Here is a 19,134-nt window from a genome sequence, read left to right as displayed (position 1 = left end):
GCGGCCGGCTTACGCCGTGCGCCGCAGGCGCACGGCCTGCTCCGTCAGCTCCGCCACCTGGAAGTGGGCACCCGCCAGTTCCACGGTGTCCCCGATCCGGACATCCTCGTAGTCGGCCACCATGACGGCCGCACACACGCCCTTGAAATGGGCCGTCCCCGCCTTCGGGTCGATGGCGGAGACCGTGAGGGACAGGCCGGTGGGGAAGCCGGTCACACCGCCGTTGGCGAGGATCGACAGCGTGGCGCCCTCCGCGGGGAATCCCTTCGACGCGGCGGCCATCACCTCGGGGTTGCCGGTGAAGCACAGCCCGTTGTCCGCGGGGCCGCCGGCCGACTTCATCGACGCGGGGGCCGCGGCGAGGGCGGTACGGTCCTGCGCGTCCTGCGGTTCCAGGACGACGCGGTACGAGCAGATCTGGCCGACGGTGTAGGCGTGGCCCGCGAACGTGACCTGCTGGCCGGCCGTGACGGTCTGCTCCTGCTGCCCGTCCTCGTACGTGGCTCCGTCGCGCAGGACCGCGGTGCGGGTGGCGCCGTCGGCGGTCGCGGCGGTGTACTGCGCCCCGCCCGCGCCCGGCAGCCGGAAGCCGCCCCCGCGCAGGAGTCGCACCCCGTCCTTCGACGCCTCGCCGACGCAGACCGGGCCCTTGTCGGCCGGGGCGGCGGTCGGCTGCCGGTCGTCGCCGTCGCCCTCGCCGGGCGAGCCGCACCCCGACAGCAGCAGCAGCGCGGCGGCCGTCGTCGTCACGGCATGTCTAGCGGCCGGCCTGTACATCCGTCGCCCCTTCGTCGTGGTGGGCATCGGTCGCGTCGTCGGCCGCGTCATCACCGCAGGGGGCCGTCACCCGCGTGAGCACCACGCGCGTGCGGTACTCGACCTCCGTGACGCGCCAGGTGTGCTTCAACTCGGCGGCCTCCGCACCGTCCTTCTCCCCCACGTGTCCTCCCCCTCCGGCTCGGGGAGCAGCATAGCCAGCCGCGGGACGCCCGTTCGAACCCCGGGGCTGCGGGCGGAGGGACGGCGACGGGGAAGGACCGCCGGCGCCGGGACGCGGCCCGGCAGCCCTTCCCCGTTCGCGGAACTAGTCGGCGTACGTCTCGCCGCGCTCGGCCTTCGCCACCAGGGAGGCCGGCGGGGCGAAGCGCTCGCCGTACTGCTCGGCCAGCTCGCGGGCGCGGGCTACGAAGCCCGCCAGGCCGCCCTCGTAGCCGTTGACGTACTGGATCACGCCGCCGGTCCAGGCCGGGAAGCCGATGCCCATGATGGAGCCGATGTTGGCGTCGGCGATCGAGGTGAGCACGCCCTCGTCGAGGCAGCGGACGGTGTCCAGCGCCTCGGAGAACAGCATCCGCTCCTTCATGTCCTCGAAGGGGATCTCCACGCCCGGCTTGGTGAAGTGCTCGCGCAGGCCGGGCCAGATGCGGGACCTCTTGCCCGCTTCGTCGTACTCGTAGAAGCCGCCGCCACCGCTGCGGCCGGGGCGGTCGAACTCGTCGACCATGCGGTCGATGACGGTGTCGGCGGGGTGCTCGGCCCACGCCCGGCCCTCGGCCTCGAAGGCCTTGCGGGTCTCGTTGCGGATCTTGCGCGGCAGGGTGAGGGTCAGCTCGTCCATCAGGGAGAGCACCTTGGCGGGGTACCCGGCCTGGGCCGCGGCCTGCTCGATCGAGGCGGGTTCGATGCCCTCGCCGACCATCGCCACGCCCTCGTTGATGAACTGGCCGATGACGCGCGAGGTGAAGAAGCCGCGCGAGTCGTTGACCACGATCGGGGTCTTGTTGATCTGGCGGACCAGGTCAAAGGCGCGGGCGATGGCCTCCTCGCCGGTGCGCTCGCCCTTGATGATCTCCACCAGCGGCATCTTGTCGACGGGCGAGAAGAAGTGCAGGCCGATGAAGTCGGCGGGCCGCTTCACCCCCTCCGCGAGCCCGGAGATCGGCAGGGTGGAGGTGTTGGAGCAGAGCAGCGCGTCGGGGTCGATGACGTCCTGGATCTCCTGGAACACCTTGTGCTTGAGCGCGGTGTCCTCGAAGACGGCCTCGATGACGGCGTCGCAGCCCGCCAGGTCGCCGGCTTCGGCGGTCGGGGTGATCCGGGCCAGCAGCCCGGCCCGCTCGGCCTCGGTGGTGCGGCCCCGGGAGAGGGCCTTGTCGAGCAGCTTCTCGGAGTACGCCTTGCCCTTGGCGGCGGCCTCGGGGGTGACGTCCTTGAGGACCACCTCGATGCCCGCGCGGGCGCAGGAGTAGGCGATGCCCGCCCCCATCATGCCCGCGCCGAGCACGGCGACCTTGGTGACCTTGCGCGGCGCGGTGCCCTGGGGGCGGCTGCGGCCGGCGTTGACGGCCTGGAGGTCGAAGAAGAACGCCTGGATCATGTTCTTGGCGGTCTGTCCGGTGACCAGCTCGGTGAAGTAGCGGGCCTCGATGGTCAGGGCGGTCTCGAAGTCCACCTGGGAGCCTTCGACGGCGCAGGCCAGGATGTTGCGCGGGGCCGGGTACGGGGCCCCGTTGAGCTGCTTCTTCAGGCTGGCCGGGAAGGCCGGGAGGTTGGCGGCGAAGCGCGGGTTGGACGGCGTGCCGCCCGGGATCTTGTAGCCGGGGACGTCCCAGGGCTGCTTGGACTCCGGGTTCGCGTCGATGAAGGCGCGCGCCTTGGCCAGCATCTCCTCGGGGGTGGTGGCCAGTTCGTGGACCAGGCCGTTGTCCAGGGCGCGCCGGGGGTTGTACTGGGTCCCCTGGAGCAGCACCTTGAGCAGCGCGTCGGCGATGCCCATCAGGCGGACGGCACGGGTGACACCGCCGCCGGCGGGGAGCAGGCCGAGGGTGACTTCGGGCAGGCCGATCTTCGAGCCGGGCGCGTCGAGGGCGACGCGGTGGTGGGAGGCGAGGCAGATCTCGTAACCGCCGCCGAGGGCCGCGCCGTTGATGGCGGCGACGACGGGCTTGCCGAGGGTTTCGATGCGGCGCAGCGAGCGCTTGATCTCGGTGCCGGTGTCGAAGGCGAGCTGTGCGTCCTCGGGGCGCAGCCGGATCATGTCCTTGAGGTCGCCGCCCGCGAAGAAGGTCTTCTTGGCGGAGGTGTAGATGATGCCGCGGATGGAGTCCTTCTCGGCCTCGGCGCGGTCGGCGATCGCCGCGATGGAGTCCTTGAAGGCCTGGTTCATCGTGTTGGCGGACTGGTCGGGGTCGTCGAGGACCAGGGTGACGACACCGGTCTCGTCCTGTTCCCAGCGGATGGTGCGGGTCTCGGTCATGGGGTGGGTCTCTCCGTGGAAGTCTGGTTCGGCGGATGCCGGGGCGGCAGGGCCCCGGCGGGACCGGCCGGTGGGGCGGGGCCGGCTCTCCCGGCGCTACGGGGTGGTCTGACCTTCGCTGCGCCGCACGGCTACAGGCGTTCGACGATCGTGGCGACGCCCATGCCGCCGCCGACGCAGAGGGTGACGAGGCCGTAGCGCTTGTCCTGGCGCTCCAGTTCGTCGATGACGGTGCCGAGGATCATCGCGCCGGTGGCGCCGAGCGGGTGGCCGAGCGCGATGGCGCCGCCGTTGACGTTCACCTTGTCGAGGGAGAGGCCCATGTCCTTGACGAAGCGGAGCACGACGCCGGCGAAGGCCTCGTTGATCTCGACCAGGTCGATGTCGTCGATGGTCAGGCCGGCCTTGGCGAGCGCCTTGCGGGTGGCCGGGGCGGGACCGGTGAGCATGATGGTGGGCTCGGAGCCGGAGACAGCGGCCGAGACGATCCGGGCGCGGGGCCGCAGACCGCCCCGCTCGCCGGCCTCGCGGGAGCCGATGGCGACGAGCGAGGCGCCGTCGACGATGCCGGAGGAGTTGCCCGCGTGGTGGACGTGGTCGATCTTCTCGACCCAGTGGTACTTCTGCAGCGCGACGGCGTCGAAACCGCCGAGCTCGCCGATGTCGGCGAAGGAGGGCTTGAGCTTGGCCAGCGTGTCGGCCGTGGTGCCCGGGCGGATGAACTCGTCGTGGTCCAGGACCACCAGGCCGTTGCGGTCGGTGACCGGGACCACGGAGCCCGCGAAGCGGCCGTCCTTGACGGCCGTGGCGGCGCGCTCCTGGGAGAGGGCGGCGTACTCGTCGACATCGCGCCGGGAGAATCCCTCGATGGTGGCGATCAGGTCGGCGCCGATGCCCTGCGGGACGAAGCCGGTGTCCCAGTTGGTCATCGGGTCGGCGAACCAGGCGCCGCCGTCCGAGGCCATCGGTACGCGGCTCATGGACTCCACGCCGCCCGCGAGGACCAGGTCCTCCCAGCCGGAGCGGACCTTGGCGGCGGCCAGGTTGACGGCTTCGAGGCCGGAGGCACAGAAGCGGTTCTCCTGTACGCCGGCCACGGTGTCCGGCAGCCCGGCGGCGATGGCCGCGATCCGGGCGATGTCGGAGCCCTGGTCGCCGACCGGGCCGACGACGCCGAGCACGATGTCGTCGATGGCGGCCGGGTCCAGGCCGGGGTTGCGCTCGCGCAGGGCGTGGATGAGGCCGACGACCAGGTCGATCGGCTTGGTGCCGTGCAGGGCGCCGTTGGCCTTGCCGCGGCCGCGCGGGGTGCGGATCGCGTCGTATACGTAAGCTTCGGTGCTCACTGGTCAAGCCTTTCGAGGAGGTCTGGGCTCTAGCCGAGGAGGGAGCGGCCGATGATCTCTTTCATGATCTCGGTCGTGCCGCCGTAGATGGTCTGGATGCGGCCGTCGGTGAAGGCCCGCGCGACCCGGTATTCGGTCATGTATCCGTATCCGCCGTGGAGTTGCAGGCAGCGGTCGGCCACCCGCTTCTGGAGCTCCGTGGCCCACCACTTGGCCATCGAGGCGTGCACATGGTCCAGTTGACCGCTCGAGTGGTCGCTGATGCACCGGTCGAGGAAGGAGCGGGTGACCGCGCACTCGGTGGCCATCTCGGCGATCTCGAAGCGGATGTGCTGGAGCTTGGACAACGGCCGGCCGAAGGCCTCGCGCTCCTTGACGTACTGCGTGGTGATCTCCAGCAGGTACTCGGCGGCGGCGATGCCGGCCATCGCGATGCCCATCCGCTCCTGCGCGAGATTGGTCATCAGGTGGACGAAGGCGCCGTTCAGCTCGCCGAGCAGGTTCTCCTTGGGGACGCGGACGTCGTGGAAGAACAACTCGGCGGTGTCCTGGGCCTTCTGGCCGATCTTGTCGAGGTTGCGGCCCCGCTCGAAGCCCTCCGCGCCGCGCTCGACGACCAGCAGCGACAGGCCGTGCGCCCCGCCCTCCTGGGTGGTCTTGGCCACCACGATGACCAGGTCGGCCAGAATGCCGTTGGAGATGAAGGTCTTGGAGCCGTTGAGCACCCAGTGGTCGCCGCGGTCCTCGGCGCTGGTGCGGATCCCCTGGAGGTCGGAGCCGGCCCCCGGCTCGGTCATCGCGATGGCGGTGATCGTCTCGCCGGAGCAGAAGCCGGGCAGCCAGCGGCGCTTCTGCTCCTCGGTGGCCAGGGAGGTCAGGTACGGCCCGATGATGTCGTTGTGCAGGCCGATCGCGAGCCCGGGGGCGCCGGCCCGGGTGAATTCCTCGGCGATCACGGCCGCGTACCGGAAGTCGGTGTTGCCGCCGCCCCCGTACTCCTCCGGGACGGCCAGGCCCAGCAGCCCCTGCCGGCCGGCCGCCCGCCAGGCCTCCCGGCTGACGATGCCGTCCTTCTCCCACTGCTCGTAGTGCGGCAGCACCTCCTTGGTGAGGAAGGTGCGGACGGTCTCGCGGAACGCCTCGTGGTCGGCGTCGAAGATCTGGCGCTTCATCGGTCGGCTCCCTACAGCCAGTTCTTGACGGTTTCGATCAGCCGGGCCGGCTCGGGGCCGACCGGCGTGACATTGAGCAGGGTGACGCCCGCCTCGCGGAAGGCCTCGACGCGCTCCCGTACGTAGCCCGCGGGCCCGCACAAGGTCATCAGTTCGCAGAACTCGTCCGGCACCGCGGCCGCCGCGTCGCGCTTGCGGCCGGACAGGTAGAGCTCCTGGATCTTCCGGGCCTCCTCGCCGTACCCGTAGGCGACGGCGAGGTCGTTGTAGAAGTTCTTGCCGGGCGCGCCCATGCCGCCGACGTACAGGGCGATCTGCGGGCGCGCGAGGTCCCGTACGGCCGCCGCGTCCTCGCCGATGGCCAGCAGTCCGCCCGCGACGGTCTGCAGCGGGCCGAGCTCCGGGGCCCGGCACGCCGCGCCCTCGGCCAGCGCGCTCCCCCACACCGCGTGGGCCTTCTCCGGGATGAAGAGGGTCGGCAGCCAGCCGTCGGCGATCTCGGCCGTCATCGTGACGTTCGCCGGGCCGAGCGAGGCGACGTAGACGGGGATGTCGGCGCGCACCGGCCGGGTGAGGATCTTCAGCGGCTTCCCGTGCCGGCCGCCCTTTTCGGGCGGCAGCGGCATGTCGGTGATGCCGTGGTGGTCGATGGTCTCGCGGCGCCAGATCCGGCGGCACAGCTCCACCGTCTCGCGGGTGCGGCCGATCGGCTTGTCGTACGCCATCCCGTGCCAGCCCTCGACCACCTGCGGGCCGGAGGCGCCGAGGCCGAGCAGCGCCCGGCCGCCCGACACCGCGTCGAGCCCGGCCGCCGTCTGGGCGATGAGGGCGGGGGTGCGCGAGTAGACGTTGAGAATGGCCGAGCCGATCTTCATCCGCTCGGTGCGGGCCGCCAGGTAGCCCATGATCGTCGGGGAGTCGAAGCCCCAGGCCTCGGCGACCCACACGGCGTCCAGCCCGGCCGACTCCAGCGCGGCGGCTTCGTCGGCGGCCCGGCGCGGATCCCCGGCGTAGTCGAGCATCATCGACAGTTCCATCAGCCCTCCTTCGTCACGAGGGCGGGCACGTCCCAGTCGCGGGCCACGCTTTCGGTGTCCGCCCCCGGCTGGGCGGGGCCGCTCGTGACGGCGGCCGGGGTCGCGGAGAAACGGGGCGCGGGCGCCGGCTGGGTGATCCCGCCGAACTCGGTGAAGGTGGCGCGGGCTGCCAGGTGCGGGTGGTGCGGGGCCTCGCGCAGCGAGAGCACGGGCGCCACGCAGGCGTCGGTGCCCTCGAAGACCGCCGTCCACTGCGCGCGCGTACGGGACTTGAAGCGCGCGGCGACGACCTCGCGCAGTTCGCCCCAGCGGGCGAGGTCCTTGCGGGCGGGTGCCTGGTCCTTGATGCCGAGCAGGTCCACGAAGGTGTCGTAGAACTGCTGCTCCAGCGCCCCGACCGCCATGTACTGGCCGTCGGAGGTCTCGTACGTCCCGTAGAAGGGGCAGCCGCCGTCGAGGAGGTTGGCCCCGCGCCGGTCCTGCCAGCCGCCGGCGGCCATCATCCCGTGGATCATGGCGGTGAGGTGGGCGGTGCCGTCGACGATGGCGGCGTCCACGACCTGGCCGGTGCCGCCGGGGGTGCGGGCGTGCTGGAGGGCGGCGAGGACGCCGATGACCAGGTAGAGCGAGCCGCCCGCGTAGTCCCCGACGAGGTTGGCGGGCACGGCCGGGGGCTCGCCCGGGTTGCCGATCATCCCGAGGGCGCCGGTGACGGCGATGTACGCGATGTCGTGCCCGGCGGTGTGGGCGAGCGGGCCGCCCTGGCCCCAGCCGGTCATCCGGCCGTACACGAGCCGCGGGTTGCGGGCGTGGCAGTCGGCCGGACCGACGCCGAGCCGCTCGGCGACCCCGGGGCGAAAGCCCTCGATGAGCACGTCGGCGCGCTCGACCAGCTCCAGGACCCGGGCGGGGCCCTCGGCGGACTTCAGGTCGACCAGGACCGAGCGCTTGTTGCGGTTGGTGATGTCGAAGTCCGGATTGACCGCGAGTCCGCCGCCGCCCGGGCGGTCCACCCGTACGACGTCCGCCCCCAGGTCGGCCAGGAGCATGGCGGCGAAGGGGCCCGGCCCGATGCCCGCCAGCTCGACGACGCGCACTCCGGCGAGCGGGCCGCGTCCGCGTGCGGCGCCCTGCCCGTTGCTGCCTGTCACTGCCATCGAGCCCCCAGCTTCTCTGCGTTCCCTGGCGTGCGACTGTGTGACACAACTGATGTAACACCAGTGATGCTAGGAACGTGTTCCACTCAGCACAAGCCCCGGCGAGCAAGCGCTTAGCCGGTTGGCCCGATCCGCGCGTCGAGCTCCTTGACGAGCCGCTTGAGCGCGACCGACCGGTAGCTCTCCTCCACCCACTCGCACAGCACCTGGCGCGAAGGCGCCCCCTTCTCCCCCAGCGGTACGGACACCCAGCCCGACCGGCCCAGACCGTACCCGGTGGGCTCCGCGCCGGGCGCGGTCATCGCGTGGCCGTGCAGCGCCTCGTCCTTGAGCTTCACGGAGAGCCCGGGCGGCTGGGGCCCGTCGGCGTTCCCCAGGAAGACGAAGATCTTCTTGTTGACCTTCACCACGCAGTCCTCCGGTCCCCACGGGTGATCCTCCACGGCCTCCGGGAGCCCGAGGGCGAACTCCCGTACCGCCTCCCACTTGCGCACCGCAGCCTTCATCGACGCCTCCATTTACCGCAGGTCACACCTGGTCGCACGGACAGTCGGAACTCACGCTAGCCTCAGCCCCCGACACCAGCTGGGAGGAGCGGGCATGAACGCACAGGTTCGGCACGGCGATCAGGAACGGGCCTACGACGTCGTGCTCTTCGGCGCGACCGGATTCGTGGGGGCGCTCACGGCCGAATACCTCGCCGCGCACGCCCCCGCGGGCTGCCGGTGGGCCCTCGCGGGCCGCGACACCGCGAAACTGGAGCGGCTGCGCGAGCGGCTGGCCGCCATCGACCCGTCGTGCGCGCGGCTTCCCCTGCTGCGGGCCGACGCCCGGGACGCCGCGACGCTGGCCGAATTGGCCGCGTCCACCCGGGTGCTGGCCAGCACCGTCGGCCCGTACATCTGGTACGGGGCGGAGCTCGTCGCCGCCTGCGCCGAGGCGGGTACCGACTACCTCGACCTCACCGGGGAGCCGGAGTTCGTGGACCGGATGTACGTCGAACACGACGCGCGGGCCCGCGAGACCGGCGCCCGCCTCGTGCACGCGTGCGGCTTCGACTCGATCCCGGCCGACCTCGGGGCGTACTTCACGGTGCAGCAGCTGCCCGCCGGGGTGCCGCTGCGCGTGGACGGCTTCATGCGCTCCAACGCCCTCGTCTCGGGCGGCACCCTGACCACCGCGCTCACCGCACTGGGCCGCGGGCGCCAGCACCTGGCCGCGGCCCGGGCGCGCCGACTCCATGAGCCCCGGCTGCCGGAGCGCCGGGTCCGGGGGCCGCTCGGCGCGCCGCGGTACAGCTGGGAGACCGGCACCTGGGCGCTGCCGCTGCCGACGCTGGACCCCCAGGTGGTGGCCCGGTCGGCGGCCGCGCTGGAGCGGTACGGGCCGGACTTCCGCTACCGGCAGTACGCCTCCGTACGGCACCTGCCCGTCGCGGTGGCCGGCGCGGCGGCGGTGGGCGCGACGGTGGCGCTGGCTCAGGTCCCGCCCGTGCGGCGGTGGCTGGCGAGCCGCTGGGAGCCGGGGCAGGGGCCGGACGCGCAGCGGCGGGCGCGCAGCTGGTTCACGGTGCGGTTCGTGGGCGAGGGCGGCGGGCACCGGGTGTTCACGGAGGTGTCCGGCGGCGACCCGGGCTACGGGGAGACGGCGAAGATGCTGGCCGAGTCGGCGCTCTGCCTGGCCTACGACGCCCTGCCCGAGACCTCCGGTCAGCTCACCCCGGCGGTGGCGATGGGCGACGCCCTGCTGGACCGGCTCCAGAAGGCGGGAATCCGCTTCCGGGTGGCCGACGCCCGCTGATCCGGGCCGGGCGCGAGGGGGCCCGGCCGCCGCACGTGGCGGGGGTCAGGACGCCTCGCGCAGGGCCCGCCGGCACAGGGAGTCGGCGTGCCGGGTGGTTTCGGGGATCCGGAAGCGGGGGCTCAACTCCAGCGCGTGCGCGCAGGCGTTGTCCAGCGAGACGCGGTGGCCGACGGAGACGTACACCGGCTTGATGCCGTCCTGCGTCCGCAGCGCCCGCCCGACCACCGCGCCGTCGGCCGCGAGCAGCGGGGCCGCGTCACCGCGCCGGGCGCCCGGTTCCTCGTACGTGAAGGTGAACGGGTTCTTCGCGACGCCGATGCTCGGCAGTCCGGTGACCACCCCGAGGTGGCAGGCGAGGCCGAAGCCGCGCGGGTGGGCCAGGCCGTAGCCGTCGCAGACGACCAGCCCGGGGGTGACGGTCAGGGCGTCGAGCGCGGCCAGTACGGTCGGCAGCTCCCGGAAGGCGAGCAGCCCGGGCACGTAGGGGAAGCTGACGTGCCCGACGGCGGTGGTCTCCTCGACGACCTGGAGGGTGGCCGCGTCGAGGACGACGGCCGCGGCGGCGACCAGGTCGCGCTCGTCGTCGTAGGCGACGTCGACACCGGCGACCAGCCCGCGTCCCGGCAGGGGGCCCGCCTCGTCCAGCACGACCAGATTGCGCAGTTCGTCTTGTATCGCCCGGGCCTCGGCCTCGTCGGCGGGGGTCTTCACACTCGTCATGTGGAGCGAGAGTAGCCTGGCGATCATGTTCGTCATGGAGCTCACCTACACCGCGCCCGTCGAAGCCGTCGAGGAAGAGATGGACGCGCACATCGCCTGGCTGGACGGCTATTACGCGTCCGGCGTCTTCCTCGCCTCCGGCCGCAAGGTCCCGCGCGACGGCGGCGTCATCCTGGCCGCCGGCGTCTCCCGGGGGGAGATCGAGAAGATCGCGGCCGAGGATCCCTTCACGGTGGCGGGCGTGTGCGCCTACCGCATCACGGAGTTCATCGCCACGAAGACCTCGGCGGACCTCGCGACGGTACGGGAGAACCCGGCGGCCTAGCGGTGGTTTGTTGGACCGGGGTGTAGAGATCAAGGGGTCTGCCTGCGCCGACGGCGTTGATCAGGGCTTGGCCGTGGCTTGGCTTGGCTTGGCTTGAGAGCCGTCACGAACGGCAGGCCCGCCTCGCCGAGTCGCCTGCGGAAGCTGTCCTGGTCCGCATGGACGAGTCCGGTCCGCTCGGCCTCCAGCCCCACCCGGACGACAGTGGGCCGAGCGCGGCGGCCGACACAAGGTCCCGGACCGCGAGCCGAGGCCGGAACAACGGACGACCTGCACGCGTCCGCACGGAGTTCATGCCGCCCCGCCGGGCGGGACGCGGCCAAACCGCCCCGCACAACGTGGTCACGGAGTGGGTCCGAGGCCTGTCCGCAGCCGTCGGCGGTCGGGCCGGCCGACGGCGTCCGCGTCGGTCAGCGGGTGCGGAGACTGCTGGTGTACACGTCCGTACGGTTCTGTGGTGCGCCGGAGTGGGTCTCGGTGAGCACAGCCCGTACTCCCTTGCCGTCTGCCACCAGGCCTTGGTAGTCGCCGAGGAAGTAGCCCCCGGCGAACGGCGCCTGCAGCCAGTCGAAGATCCGCGAGATGCGTCGCTCGACCCGGCGCTTCGGGTCCCCGTGCGGCAGGGTGGCCAGCTGGTAGGCGGTGGGCAGGGTGGTGGTGTCGCCCGGCTCGAGGAAGCGCAGGTCGCAGTAGGTGAGTGCGACCGTGCCCCGCTCGTCGACCGCGATCGACGGGGAGAAGGCCGGCACGCCCTTCGGGCTGATCAGCTCCGGGGCTCCCCAGGTGCGTCCGCCGTCGGTGGAGCGCACCAGCTGGACGGAGTCGAACCTGCCGCCGGAGAAGTCCGAGCCCTCATAGGCCATGTACAGCGCGCCTGTCTTGGGGTCGACGGCCGGGCTCGGCAGGGTGGCCGCGGCGCGCAGCAGTTTGGTGGGGTCGTTCGGGTCGACCTCCGGTACGGAGGTGTCCCGGGCCACGATGACCGGGGCGCTCCAGGTCTCTCCGGCGTCGGTCGAGGTGACCACCTCGTAGCGGGCTTCGACGACGGTGCTCAGGTCCTCGGAGTAGGTGATCCGGTCGAAGAAGTCGTACAGGGTGCTGGTGCGCCTGTCGACGACGATCAGATGACCGATGGTCTGGGTGTTGGGCACGCTGCTGGTGTCGACGAACGGCCGGGCCCCGCTCCAGGTGCGGCCGCCGTCGCGGGTGAGGGAGATGTAGCCGGGACCGTCGAGGGAGCTGGGGCCGGGTGGGTCGTTGTCGAGGCGGTTCCAGACCTGGTAGGCGGTGCCCTTGCGGATCGGATCGGCGGTGAGTGAGGGCTTGTCGTTGAAAAACGGCTGCTCGTCGACGTGCGTGGTGGTGAGGTTCTGCCAAGTGCGGCCGCCGTCACGGGACGTGACTGCCAGGAGGGCGCTGCGCGTGCTCTTCGTGAAGTCGACACCCTCCCCACTGGCGTAGACCGTGCCGTCCGGTCCGGTGCTCACCCAGGGGTCGGAGGCCCGTTCGTAATCCGCGCCGCCGGGGGCACACAGGCTGAACGGCAGCGTGCTCCGGTGAAAGGTGTGTCCGTCCGTGGTCCAGCCGGCCGCTAGCCCACGGGCGCCGCCGTCGTTCCAGCGGTCCTGCTGGAACACGGTGACCACGCGCTTGGGGTCGCGCGGATCGACGGACAGGTACGGCTCGACCTCGGTGGCCGGGTGGACGATGCTGTCGGGGGACCTCGCTCCGATGGTGCACTTCGCGTACGGGTCTCCGTGGGACACCTTGACCAGTTGTGTGCCGTCGGGGTTCCGGTCTGCTGCGGCGGGAGTCGCGCCGGTGACCGTGACGAGCAGGAGCGCGGCGGTGGTGAGGGCGGTCAGGGGCAGGAAGACGCGCATGCGGGATTTCCTCCGGGCCTGTCGGCTGGGACACGGGACCGCCGGCATCGGGGCGGCCTGGGGCGCGGAGGCGTACCGGAACGCGAGGGTGGGGCGACTCCGCTTGGTCCTTTTCGGCGTTGCGGCCGGTGCCCTTGATGGGCCGAACGACGGAGTCATCCCCCGGAACTTCGAGGAGCACGGCGGAGCCGACCGGCGGGTGCACCGTGCCGGTCGGCTCCTTGGCTCAGACGGGTTGGTGGAGCGGGATGACCTGCTGGACCTCTTCCAGGGTGGGGATGAATCGAGTAGCCGAGGGGGATCTCACCCCTCGGCCCTCACAGAACCGTGCTTAACAGTCTCCCGTTACACGGCTCTTGTCGTTCTGATCATCAGATCTCGCAGGCAGCAGTGGTGAGGCGCCAGTGCGCGAACATCCGCGGGTACCGCTGGGCGATTTCCACGAGCTTCGCGTGGGCCTTCCGACGGCTTGCGAGCCGTTTGTACTTCTTGCGGATCCAGCGCACCAGGTAGGCGTTGATGCGCATCACGAAGGGGAACAGCTCCCACGACCGGAAGCGTCCGTAGTAGTTGATCCACCCCCCGACCACACGGTTGATCGTGCGGGCGAGGTCTCCGAAGGAGGTGCGGGCGCGGCGGTGCAGTTGCCAGGAACGCACCTCGCGACCGATCCGGGTCAGGGCCTGCCTGCTGATGGCCGGCTCGAACGACAGGAACTGCCTGCCGTGCCGAGTCCGGTTCTTCCTGGGGCGAAACGTGTACCCGAGGAACGTGAACGACGTGTGCTCGTAGGAGCCGCGTCGCTTGCGGTCCTTGCAGTAGACGATCCGGGTCTTGTCCGGGTGCAGCTGCAACCCGACTTCGACCATCCTGCTCCTGAGCGCGGCCAGCACCTGGCGGGCCTGGCGCTCGGTGACGCAGTGCAGCACCGCATCGTCCGCATAGCGTTCGAACCAGACGCTCGGGAATTCCCGGGCCATCCAGGCGTCGAACGCGTAGTGCAGGAACAGGTTCGCCAGGACGGGAGACACCGGGGCCCCTTGCGGGGTCCCGCGTTCCCGCTCCAGCAGGGAGCCGTCGGGCATGACGAGCGGGGCGGCGAGCCACCGACGCGCGTACAAGTTCACCCAAACCGCGTCGGTGTGAGACTCCACCGCCTTGACCAGCAGGTCCCAGGGCACGCTGTCGAAGAACTTGGCGATGTCGAACTCCACCACCCAGTCCCGCTTCCAGCAGCGCTCCCGGCACTTTTCCACCGCGTCCAAGGCGGACCGTCCAGGCCGGTATCCGTAGCTGTCCGGGTGGAATACAGGGTCCACCCTTCGCACCAGATGCCGGGCCACGACGGTCTGCGCCACACGATCGGCGACAGCGGGAATGCCGAGCATTCTCGTGCCGCCTCCGTTTGGCTTGGGGATCTCCACCGCGCGCACCGGCGGCGGGAAATACGAGCCCGACGACATACGGTTCCAGACCTTGTACAGGTTGCCCTTCAGGTCCTTCTCGAAGTCCTCGATGCTCTGCCCGTCCACTCCGGGTGCGCCCCTATGTGACCTGACTTCCTCCCACGCCTCCTTGACTTCCCACTTCGAAATATCAAACGGCTTGATCTGAGACTTCAACTGGCCCATCGCACTCCTCCCGGGCTACTGCCCGGTTGATGTGATCAACTCAGTCACGAACGACCCGGCCCCTTCGCTCCACCCCCGTTACAGGGGCTTCGTCACTACTACGGGCCGGTCTGCCAGCAGGGTCCGCATCGGTACTCGACCCCTCACGGTGTCCTCCGCTCGGGGCACTCCCTCTCCCCCGACCTTGCGTCGGGGCGTATCGGACCTGCCTTCTCCTGTTCCGTGCGAGAGCCGCAGACCGGACTCACGTCGCCTACATGCCGGACACCACCTGGCCAATAGACGGGCACCCGCCAGGCTCATCCCGGAGTTCTTGACACACCCCGGTTTTGATGTCGTCTGGTTTCCTTACGACACGTCAGCAGCGATTCACTTGCGTTCGTCTTCCCGGTCCCCACCTGACGCCTCTTACGACGCCTTTTCCTCATCGCTCACCACGACAGTCTTCAGCTAACGCAGCATGAGGCGGTTTGAAGCCTCCCCCCGCAGGGCGGCTCCGAAGGGCCACGAAACCTTCATCTCTCGCACAGCATCACTTCGGGAAATCGCTCCTACATGCAACTTCCTTTCATGTTCAGGACACACGTCAGGGGGAAATCCGAAATCAATACAGCCAGGAAATGCGAACGACCTCGTCGGTCACTGTATGACGACATGGCCGAGGCCGTTCAGGACGGCGGCGAGCGCGGTGTTCAGGACGGCGCGGACCGTCTCGAAGAGGTGGCGGCCTTGGCTTCGAGACGGTCGGCGTCCATCCTCGCGAGTGCCGCGGTGTCGAGACGGGCGCGGGCGATGCATCCAACGGTGGACCGGGGGCCGTCACCCCATACGCACCGCGCCGGGTGCACCGGCCGGACTGGTCGCCCAGCCGTGCGCCGACCGGTCAAGTGATCGGCTGCGAGGTCCCGTCAGGCAGCGTGCAGACGTAGCCGCCGTAGGGGCGTCCAACGATCTGTCCGCCGTCGGCCGTGCAGTCGTCTCTGGAAATGTTCGGAGACGAGGCGGCCCCGGCGCTGACAGCGCCGACGGCGCTCACGCCGGCAAGGGCTGCCGCGGCCAGGGCGAGGCCCAGGATTCTTCGTATGCGCATGACTTCCTCCTCCTCTCAGGCGCCTTCGTTCGGCCTTCGGGAAGGACAAGTCTCAAGACGACGGCGCCCTCCTGCTCAGCATGGGCGCTCCGCATGAGGCCCGCGAGGCGAGGCTGGGCGCCGCGCCCGGGCAGTGACTGCCCGGCCCCGGAGAGGCATGACGTCACCGGCCTCGACCGGCCGCACCGGTACGCCGCGTGCGGGTCGGTAGAAGCGGGGCGACGTCGATGTCCTTGGCGTCGAGACTGCCCACCGGGGCCGCCTTGTGGCCGGGCAGGCCGAGGGTTGAGGAGGAGACGGGCCGTACCTGCCTCCGACCGGTGCCTCCGACCGGTGCCGGCGGGCGGCTGCCGCGCGCGGGCCTCTAACGCGGTTCGTGGGCCGCCGCCCGGCAGGCACCGGTCGCGGCGCCGCCCGCCACTCCGGCCCCGGTCAGCCCGGTCACACAATTCTGCAGGTCTCCGACCACGCCACGGCTGCAGGCCGCTGTGACGGAGCCGGAATCGGTGGCACCGGCCAGTTCGGCCATCTGCGTGCAGGCGGGGATGTCCGCCCGGACCGCGGGAGCGGCGAGGGCCGCACCGCCGAGGGTGAGGGTCAGGCCGGTGAGGGCACCTGCGATACGGGTCGACGTGCGCATGGGACGCACCTGCCTTCCGGGTTGGTCGCGCGGTCCTGGTCCCGGCGGGCCGGATCCACGCGGCAATGCCGCCTGGCGACGCTCGGTGAGTGGTGCCCCCGGCCGGCGGGCTCACAGGCTGACCGCACGATTCTGCGTCGCATCCATTGAGCCGCACCGGGACATGGTCGCCAGGCCGAAGGAGAGGGCCGCGGACCGGATGAGACGCACTCGGACCTCCACTCGCGGGCCCCTCACTCCAGCGTCGCATCCTCTCCCCCACCCGTCCTGGGCACCCGCGGGGCGGCCGCGCTGAGTGACTGCGATGGTGCGAAGCGCGGTGGCCGGCCCGTCCGGCCGGCCAGGTGGATCGGACGGCCCAGCGTCCCGCCCGGCCTGTTCCCCGCACACCGCCGGGCGCGGCTCAGCCGGGGAGGCGGCAGGCCTTCGCTTCCCCGCGAGGTGCCGGGCCGCCACTGCGGTGGCACTTCACGGCGAGCGCCGATGGGAGGCCAACGGGGTCGCCGTGTCGCCGGGGAGAGCGAAGCCCGGCAGGGCCGCGGCCTATGCCGGTCTCCAGCATGTCGCCACACCGGACCGGGCGCTGTGGGCGCGGGCGACGTCGCGGGTACGGCGGCCCCCGAGGCAGGCGCCGACGGCAGCGCCCCTCCCCAGCGTCCCGGCTGAGCGCGGCGCCGGGTTCGCGTCGCTGGGTCTGAGCAACGCCAAAACGGCGTGCTGCCCCGGCAGGCAGTTGGGGGTGGTCGCGCCAGTGCGGGGAGGTGAACAGGCCGGTGAGCGCGATGACTTCGGGGTAGGCGGCCACTTCGATTCGGGGCTCGGAGGGACGGCGGGGATCACCGAACGGGTCCTCGCCCAGCACTTCGAGTCGGCGGTTCCACCTCTGCCGAAGAGGCTCTCCGCGACTCTGTCGGGAATCTTGAGATCCGGGGTCACTTTCCTTGGCGCCACCACAGCGCAGTCGACCATTTCCATAAACTATGAATATAAGACTGCTATGTTTTGAGCATGAGTCGTCAAGACACCGCTCCTGGCGCGTCCGCCGCCATCGGGGCAGCCCTCTACGGGCTGGCCACCAGGGCCGCGAGACGCCTGCCCCGGGACATGAGCCTGACGTCCGCCGCCACCCTGGCCACCCTGGACCGGACCGGCCCGCGGCGCATCACCGATCTGGCCGCGGTCGAGGGCGTCACCCAGCCCGCGATGACCGCCCTGGCCCGGGTGATGGAGGAGTCCGGCCTGGTCGAGCGGCGGGGCGACGCGTCCGACAAGCGGGTCACGCTGGTGTGCCTGACCGAGGCCGGCGCCTCCTACGTCCGGACGCGGCGCCAGGCGGGCGTCCACGCGTTCGAGCGGTTGATCGGCGAGCTCACCGGCGACGAGGTCGAGGCGCTGGTGGCGGCCCTTCCGGCGCTGAAGCATCTGGCAGAACTCGAAAGCCAGGACCGCGAAGGGCCGAAGCAGTGACCGGGCGGCCGGTCGGCGGGGTCGCGGTGAAGGCGTTCCCGGTGGCCCGTTCCGAGGCGCGGCTGCTGGTCCCCGCCCTGATGTTCATCGCTCTGGTCGTGGCGGCGGTCGCCAGCCTCGGGACGCCGCTCATCACCAGCGTGGCGACCTCGTTCCACGTCTCGCTCGGCAGCGCGCAGTGGACGCTGACCGTCGCGCTGCTCAGCGGCGCCGTCGCCACGCCGGTCCTGGGCCGGCTCGGAGCCGGCCCGCACCGGCGGGCCACGATCCTCGCCACGCTGGCGGTCGTCGTCGCCGGCAGCGCGCTCACCGTGCTGCCGCTGCCGTTCGCGTGGCTGCTGGTCGGCAGGGCGGCCCAGGGCGTCGGGCTCGGGCTGACGGCGCTGATGATGGGCGTGGCCCGGGACCACCTCCCCGAGGAGCGCAGCGCGGCCGTGATCGCCCTGATCTCGGTGGCCTCGATCATCGGGGCCGGCGTCGGCTACCCGCTGGCCGCACTGCTCGCCGAGCTCGGCGGGGTACGGGCCGCCTACGGCCTCGGCCTGGCCGTCACCGCCGCCGCCCTCCTGACCGCGTGGCGCTCCATGCCCGAAGCCCCCGAAGGCCGCTCCGCCCACGTGGACGTGGCAGGCGCGGTCGTCCTGGCCGCTGCGCTGCTCCTGGTGCTGTTCCTCGCCGGCGAACGGAATCTGTGGAGCCGGCACCTCGCCGTGACGGCGGGCCTCGCCGTCGTCGCGGTGGTGCTGCTCTGCGTCTGGGCCGTCATCGAGCTGCGCAGCAGGACGCCCCTGGTCGATGTGCGGGCGGTGCGGCACCCGGCGGTCGCCGGGGCGAACCTCGCCATGTTCGTCGGCGGGATCGGCACATACCTCCTGCTCACGCTCAGCACCCGGTACGCGCAGACGCCGCACGGCGCCGGCTACGGCTTCGGGCTGACGACCTTCGTCGCCGGGCTGGTCCTCATCCCGTTCTCGGTGCTGGGGTTCGTCGCCGGCAAGCTCACGCCGCGGGTCCGGACGCGGATCGCCGACCCCCTGCTCCTGGCCGGCAGCGCCGTCGTGGTCGGCGGCGGGTTCGCCCTGTTCGCGGCGGCCCGGTCGGACCTGGCCGAACTGTTCGCGGCGATGGGCGTGCTCGGCTTCGGCGTCGGCGGCTTCTCGGCCGCGATGCCCGGCGTCATCCTGGCCGTCACCCCCAAGAGCGAGACGTCGAGCGCCATGAGCTTCAACTACGTCGTCCGCAGCGTCGGGTACTCCCTGGGCAGCGCCATCGGCGGCCTGATCCTCGCCACGGGCACCGGCCCCGGCCACCTCTTCCCCGACGACAGCGCCTACACCACCGCGGCGCTGGTCGGCATCGGCGCCATGGCGATCACGACGCTGACAAGCCTCGCTCTCGCCCGCCGACGCTCGTCCGAGACCAACCCGTAAGTCAGATGCACTCATCCCAACACTGGAGGTTCCATGCCCAAGGGCTACTGGGTCAGCGCCTACCGCACCATTTCAGACCCTGAGCTTGATCTTTAACCTCGTTGTTCTTTCAAGCGGACGTGTTCGGTGAGTGTCTCTGCTCGTTTCACTGTCTTGCCAGGCTCGTGTCGTGGTGCT

At 71.3% G+C, this 19,134-nt stretch carries 17 protein-coding genes and 1 pseudogene; 5 read left to right on the top strand and 13 right to left on the bottom strand.

Annotation, left to right across the window (positions count from 1 at the left end):
* Nucleotides 1–9 precede the first annotated feature (9 nt).
* The 8 genes from ACFWB8_RS11200 to ACFWB8_RS11165 form a co-directional block, all read right to left on the bottom strand.
* A complete protein-coding gene (locus tag ACFWB8_RS11200) occupies nt 10–777 on the bottom strand; it encodes a hypothetical protein (RefSeq protein ID WP_385224576.1) in 768 nt (255 codons plus the stop codon).
* Entirely contained in the window at nt 758–940 is a 183-nt protein-coding gene (locus ACFWB8_RS11195) for a hypothetical protein (protein ID WP_385224574.1), read from the bottom strand. Before ACFWB8_RS11195 ends, ACFWB8_RS11200 begins: the two co-directional genes overlap by 20 nt.
* A gap of 144 nt (nt 941–1,084) precedes the next feature.
* Nucleotides 1,085–3,256 carry a 3-hydroxyacyl-CoA dehydrogenase NAD-binding domain-containing protein gene (locus tag ACFWB8_RS11190; protein ID WP_385224572.1) on the bottom strand — a complete coding sequence of 724 codons (2,172 nt, stop codon included), beginning with the start codon at nt 3,254–3,256 and terminating at the stop codon, nt 1,085–1,087.
* A gap of 131 nt (nt 3,257–3,387) precedes the next feature.
* Entirely contained in the window at nt 3,388–4,602 is a 1,215-nt protein-coding gene (locus ACFWB8_RS11185; protein ID WP_385224570.1) for an acetyl-CoA C-acetyltransferase, read from the bottom strand.
* A gap of 29 nt (nt 4,603–4,631) precedes the next feature.
* Nucleotides 4,632–5,774 carry an acyl-CoA dehydrogenase family protein gene (locus ACFWB8_RS11180; protein ID WP_385224568.1) on the bottom strand — a complete coding sequence of 381 codons (1,143 nt, stop codon included), beginning with the start codon at nt 5,772–5,774 and terminating at the stop codon, nt 4,632–4,634.
* Nucleotides 5,775–5,785: 11 nt separating this feature from the next.
* On the bottom strand, nt 5,786–6,811 hold the full coding sequence (locus ACFWB8_RS11175; RefSeq protein WP_385224566.1) for an LLM class F420-dependent oxidoreductase: 1,026 nt from the start codon (nt 6,809–6,811) through the stop codon (nt 5,786–5,788).
* Nucleotides 6,811–7,968 (bottom strand): CaiB/BaiF CoA transferase family protein, encoded by a 1,158-nt coding sequence (locus ACFWB8_RS11170; protein WP_385224564.1) that lies wholly within the window; start codon nt 7,966–7,968, stop codon nt 6,811–6,813. Before ACFWB8_RS11170 ends, ACFWB8_RS11175 begins: the two co-directional genes overlap by 1 nt.
* Nucleotides 7,969–8,081: 113 nt before the next feature.
* Nucleotides 8,082–8,486 (bottom strand): MmcQ/YjbR family DNA-binding protein, encoded by a 405-nt coding sequence (locus ACFWB8_RS11165; RefSeq protein WP_385224562.1) that lies wholly within the window; start codon nt 8,484–8,486, stop codon nt 8,082–8,084.
* 82 nt (nt 8,487–8,568) lie between these two features.
* On the opposite strand from ACFWB8_RS11165, the gene ACFWB8_RS11160 reads away from it, so the two are divergent.
* A complete protein-coding gene (locus ACFWB8_RS11160) occupies nt 8,569–9,768 on the top strand; it encodes a saccharopine dehydrogenase family protein (protein WP_385224560.1) in 1,200 nt (399 codons plus the stop codon).
* A gap of 45 nt (nt 9,769–9,813) precedes the next feature.
* On the opposite strand, the gene ACFWB8_RS11155 is transcribed toward ACFWB8_RS11160, so the two are convergent.
* A complete protein-coding gene (locus ACFWB8_RS11155; RefSeq protein ID WP_385224558.1) occupies nt 9,814–10,491 on the bottom strand; it encodes an endonuclease V in 678 nt (225 codons plus the stop codon).
* A 25-nt stretch (nt 10,492–10,516) separates the two neighbouring features.
* Here ACFWB8_RS11155 and ACFWB8_RS11150 point away from each other — a divergent pair, with 25 nt between their 5' ends.
* Both ACFWB8_RS11150 and ACFWB8_RS11145 read left to right on the top strand, forming a co-directional pair.
* A complete protein-coding gene (locus ACFWB8_RS11150; RefSeq protein WP_385224733.1) occupies nt 10,517–10,816 on the top strand; it encodes a YciI family protein in 300 nt (99 codons plus the stop codon).
* Nucleotides 10,817–10,968: 152 nt separating this feature from the next.
* Nucleotides 10,969–11,108 (top strand): annotated as a pseudogene (locus tag ACFWB8_RS11145) (IS630 family transposase); the annotation flags it as partial.
* Between the two features lie 118 nt (nt 11,109–11,226).
* On the opposite strand, the gene ACFWB8_RS11140 reads toward ACFWB8_RS11145, so the two are convergent.
* From ACFWB8_RS11140 to ACFWB8_RS11125, 4 genes are all read right to left on the bottom strand, one after another.
* Nucleotides 11,227–12,699, bottom strand: a complete 1,473-nt coding sequence (locus ACFWB8_RS11140; RefSeq protein WP_385224556.1) for a sialidase family protein — start codon at nt 12,697–12,699, stop codon at nt 11,227–11,229.
* Nucleotides 12,700–13,070: 371 nt separating this feature from the next.
* Nucleotides 13,071–14,330, bottom strand: a complete 1,260-nt coding sequence (ltrA, locus tag ACFWB8_RS11135; protein WP_385224554.1) for a group II intron reverse transcriptase/maturase — start codon at nt 14,328–14,330, stop codon at nt 13,071–13,073.
* A gap of 883 nt (nt 14,331–15,213) precedes the next feature.
* Nucleotides 15,214–15,420 (bottom strand): hypothetical protein, encoded by a 207-nt coding sequence (locus ACFWB8_RS11130; RefSeq protein ID WP_385224552.1) that lies wholly within the window; start codon nt 15,418–15,420, stop codon nt 15,214–15,216.
* Nucleotides 15,421–15,784: 364 nt separating this feature from the next.
* Nucleotides 15,785–16,060, bottom strand: a complete 276-nt coding sequence (locus ACFWB8_RS11125; RefSeq protein ID WP_385224550.1) for a hypothetical protein — start codon at nt 16,058–16,060, stop codon at nt 15,785–15,787.
* A gap of 1,104 nt (nt 16,061–17,164) precedes the next feature.
* On the opposite strand from ACFWB8_RS11125, the gene ACFWB8_RS11120 reads away from it, so the two are divergent.
* Together ACFWB8_RS11120 and ACFWB8_RS11115 are read left to right on the top strand one after the other, a co-directional pair.
* Nucleotides 17,165–17,527 carry a MarR family winged helix-turn-helix transcriptional regulator gene (locus tag ACFWB8_RS11120; protein WP_369265735.1) on the top strand — a complete coding sequence of 121 codons (363 nt, stop codon included), beginning with the start codon at nt 17,165–17,167 and terminating at the stop codon, nt 17,525–17,527.
* A complete protein-coding gene (locus ACFWB8_RS11115) occupies nt 17,524–18,957 on the top strand; it encodes an MFS transporter (protein ID WP_385224548.1) in 1,434 nt (477 codons plus the stop codon). The genes ACFWB8_RS11120 and ACFWB8_RS11115 overlap by 4 nt, the downstream gene beginning before the upstream one ends.
* The last annotated feature ends 177 nt before the right edge of the window (nt 18,958–19,134 follow it).

This window comes from Streptomyces sp. NPDC060031, assembly GCF_042736805.1.
Taxonomy (GTDB): domain Bacteria; phylum Actinomycetota; class Actinomycetes; order Streptomycetales; family Streptomycetaceae; genus Streptomyces.
This window is presented reverse-complemented; position numbering and strand designations above follow the sequence as displayed.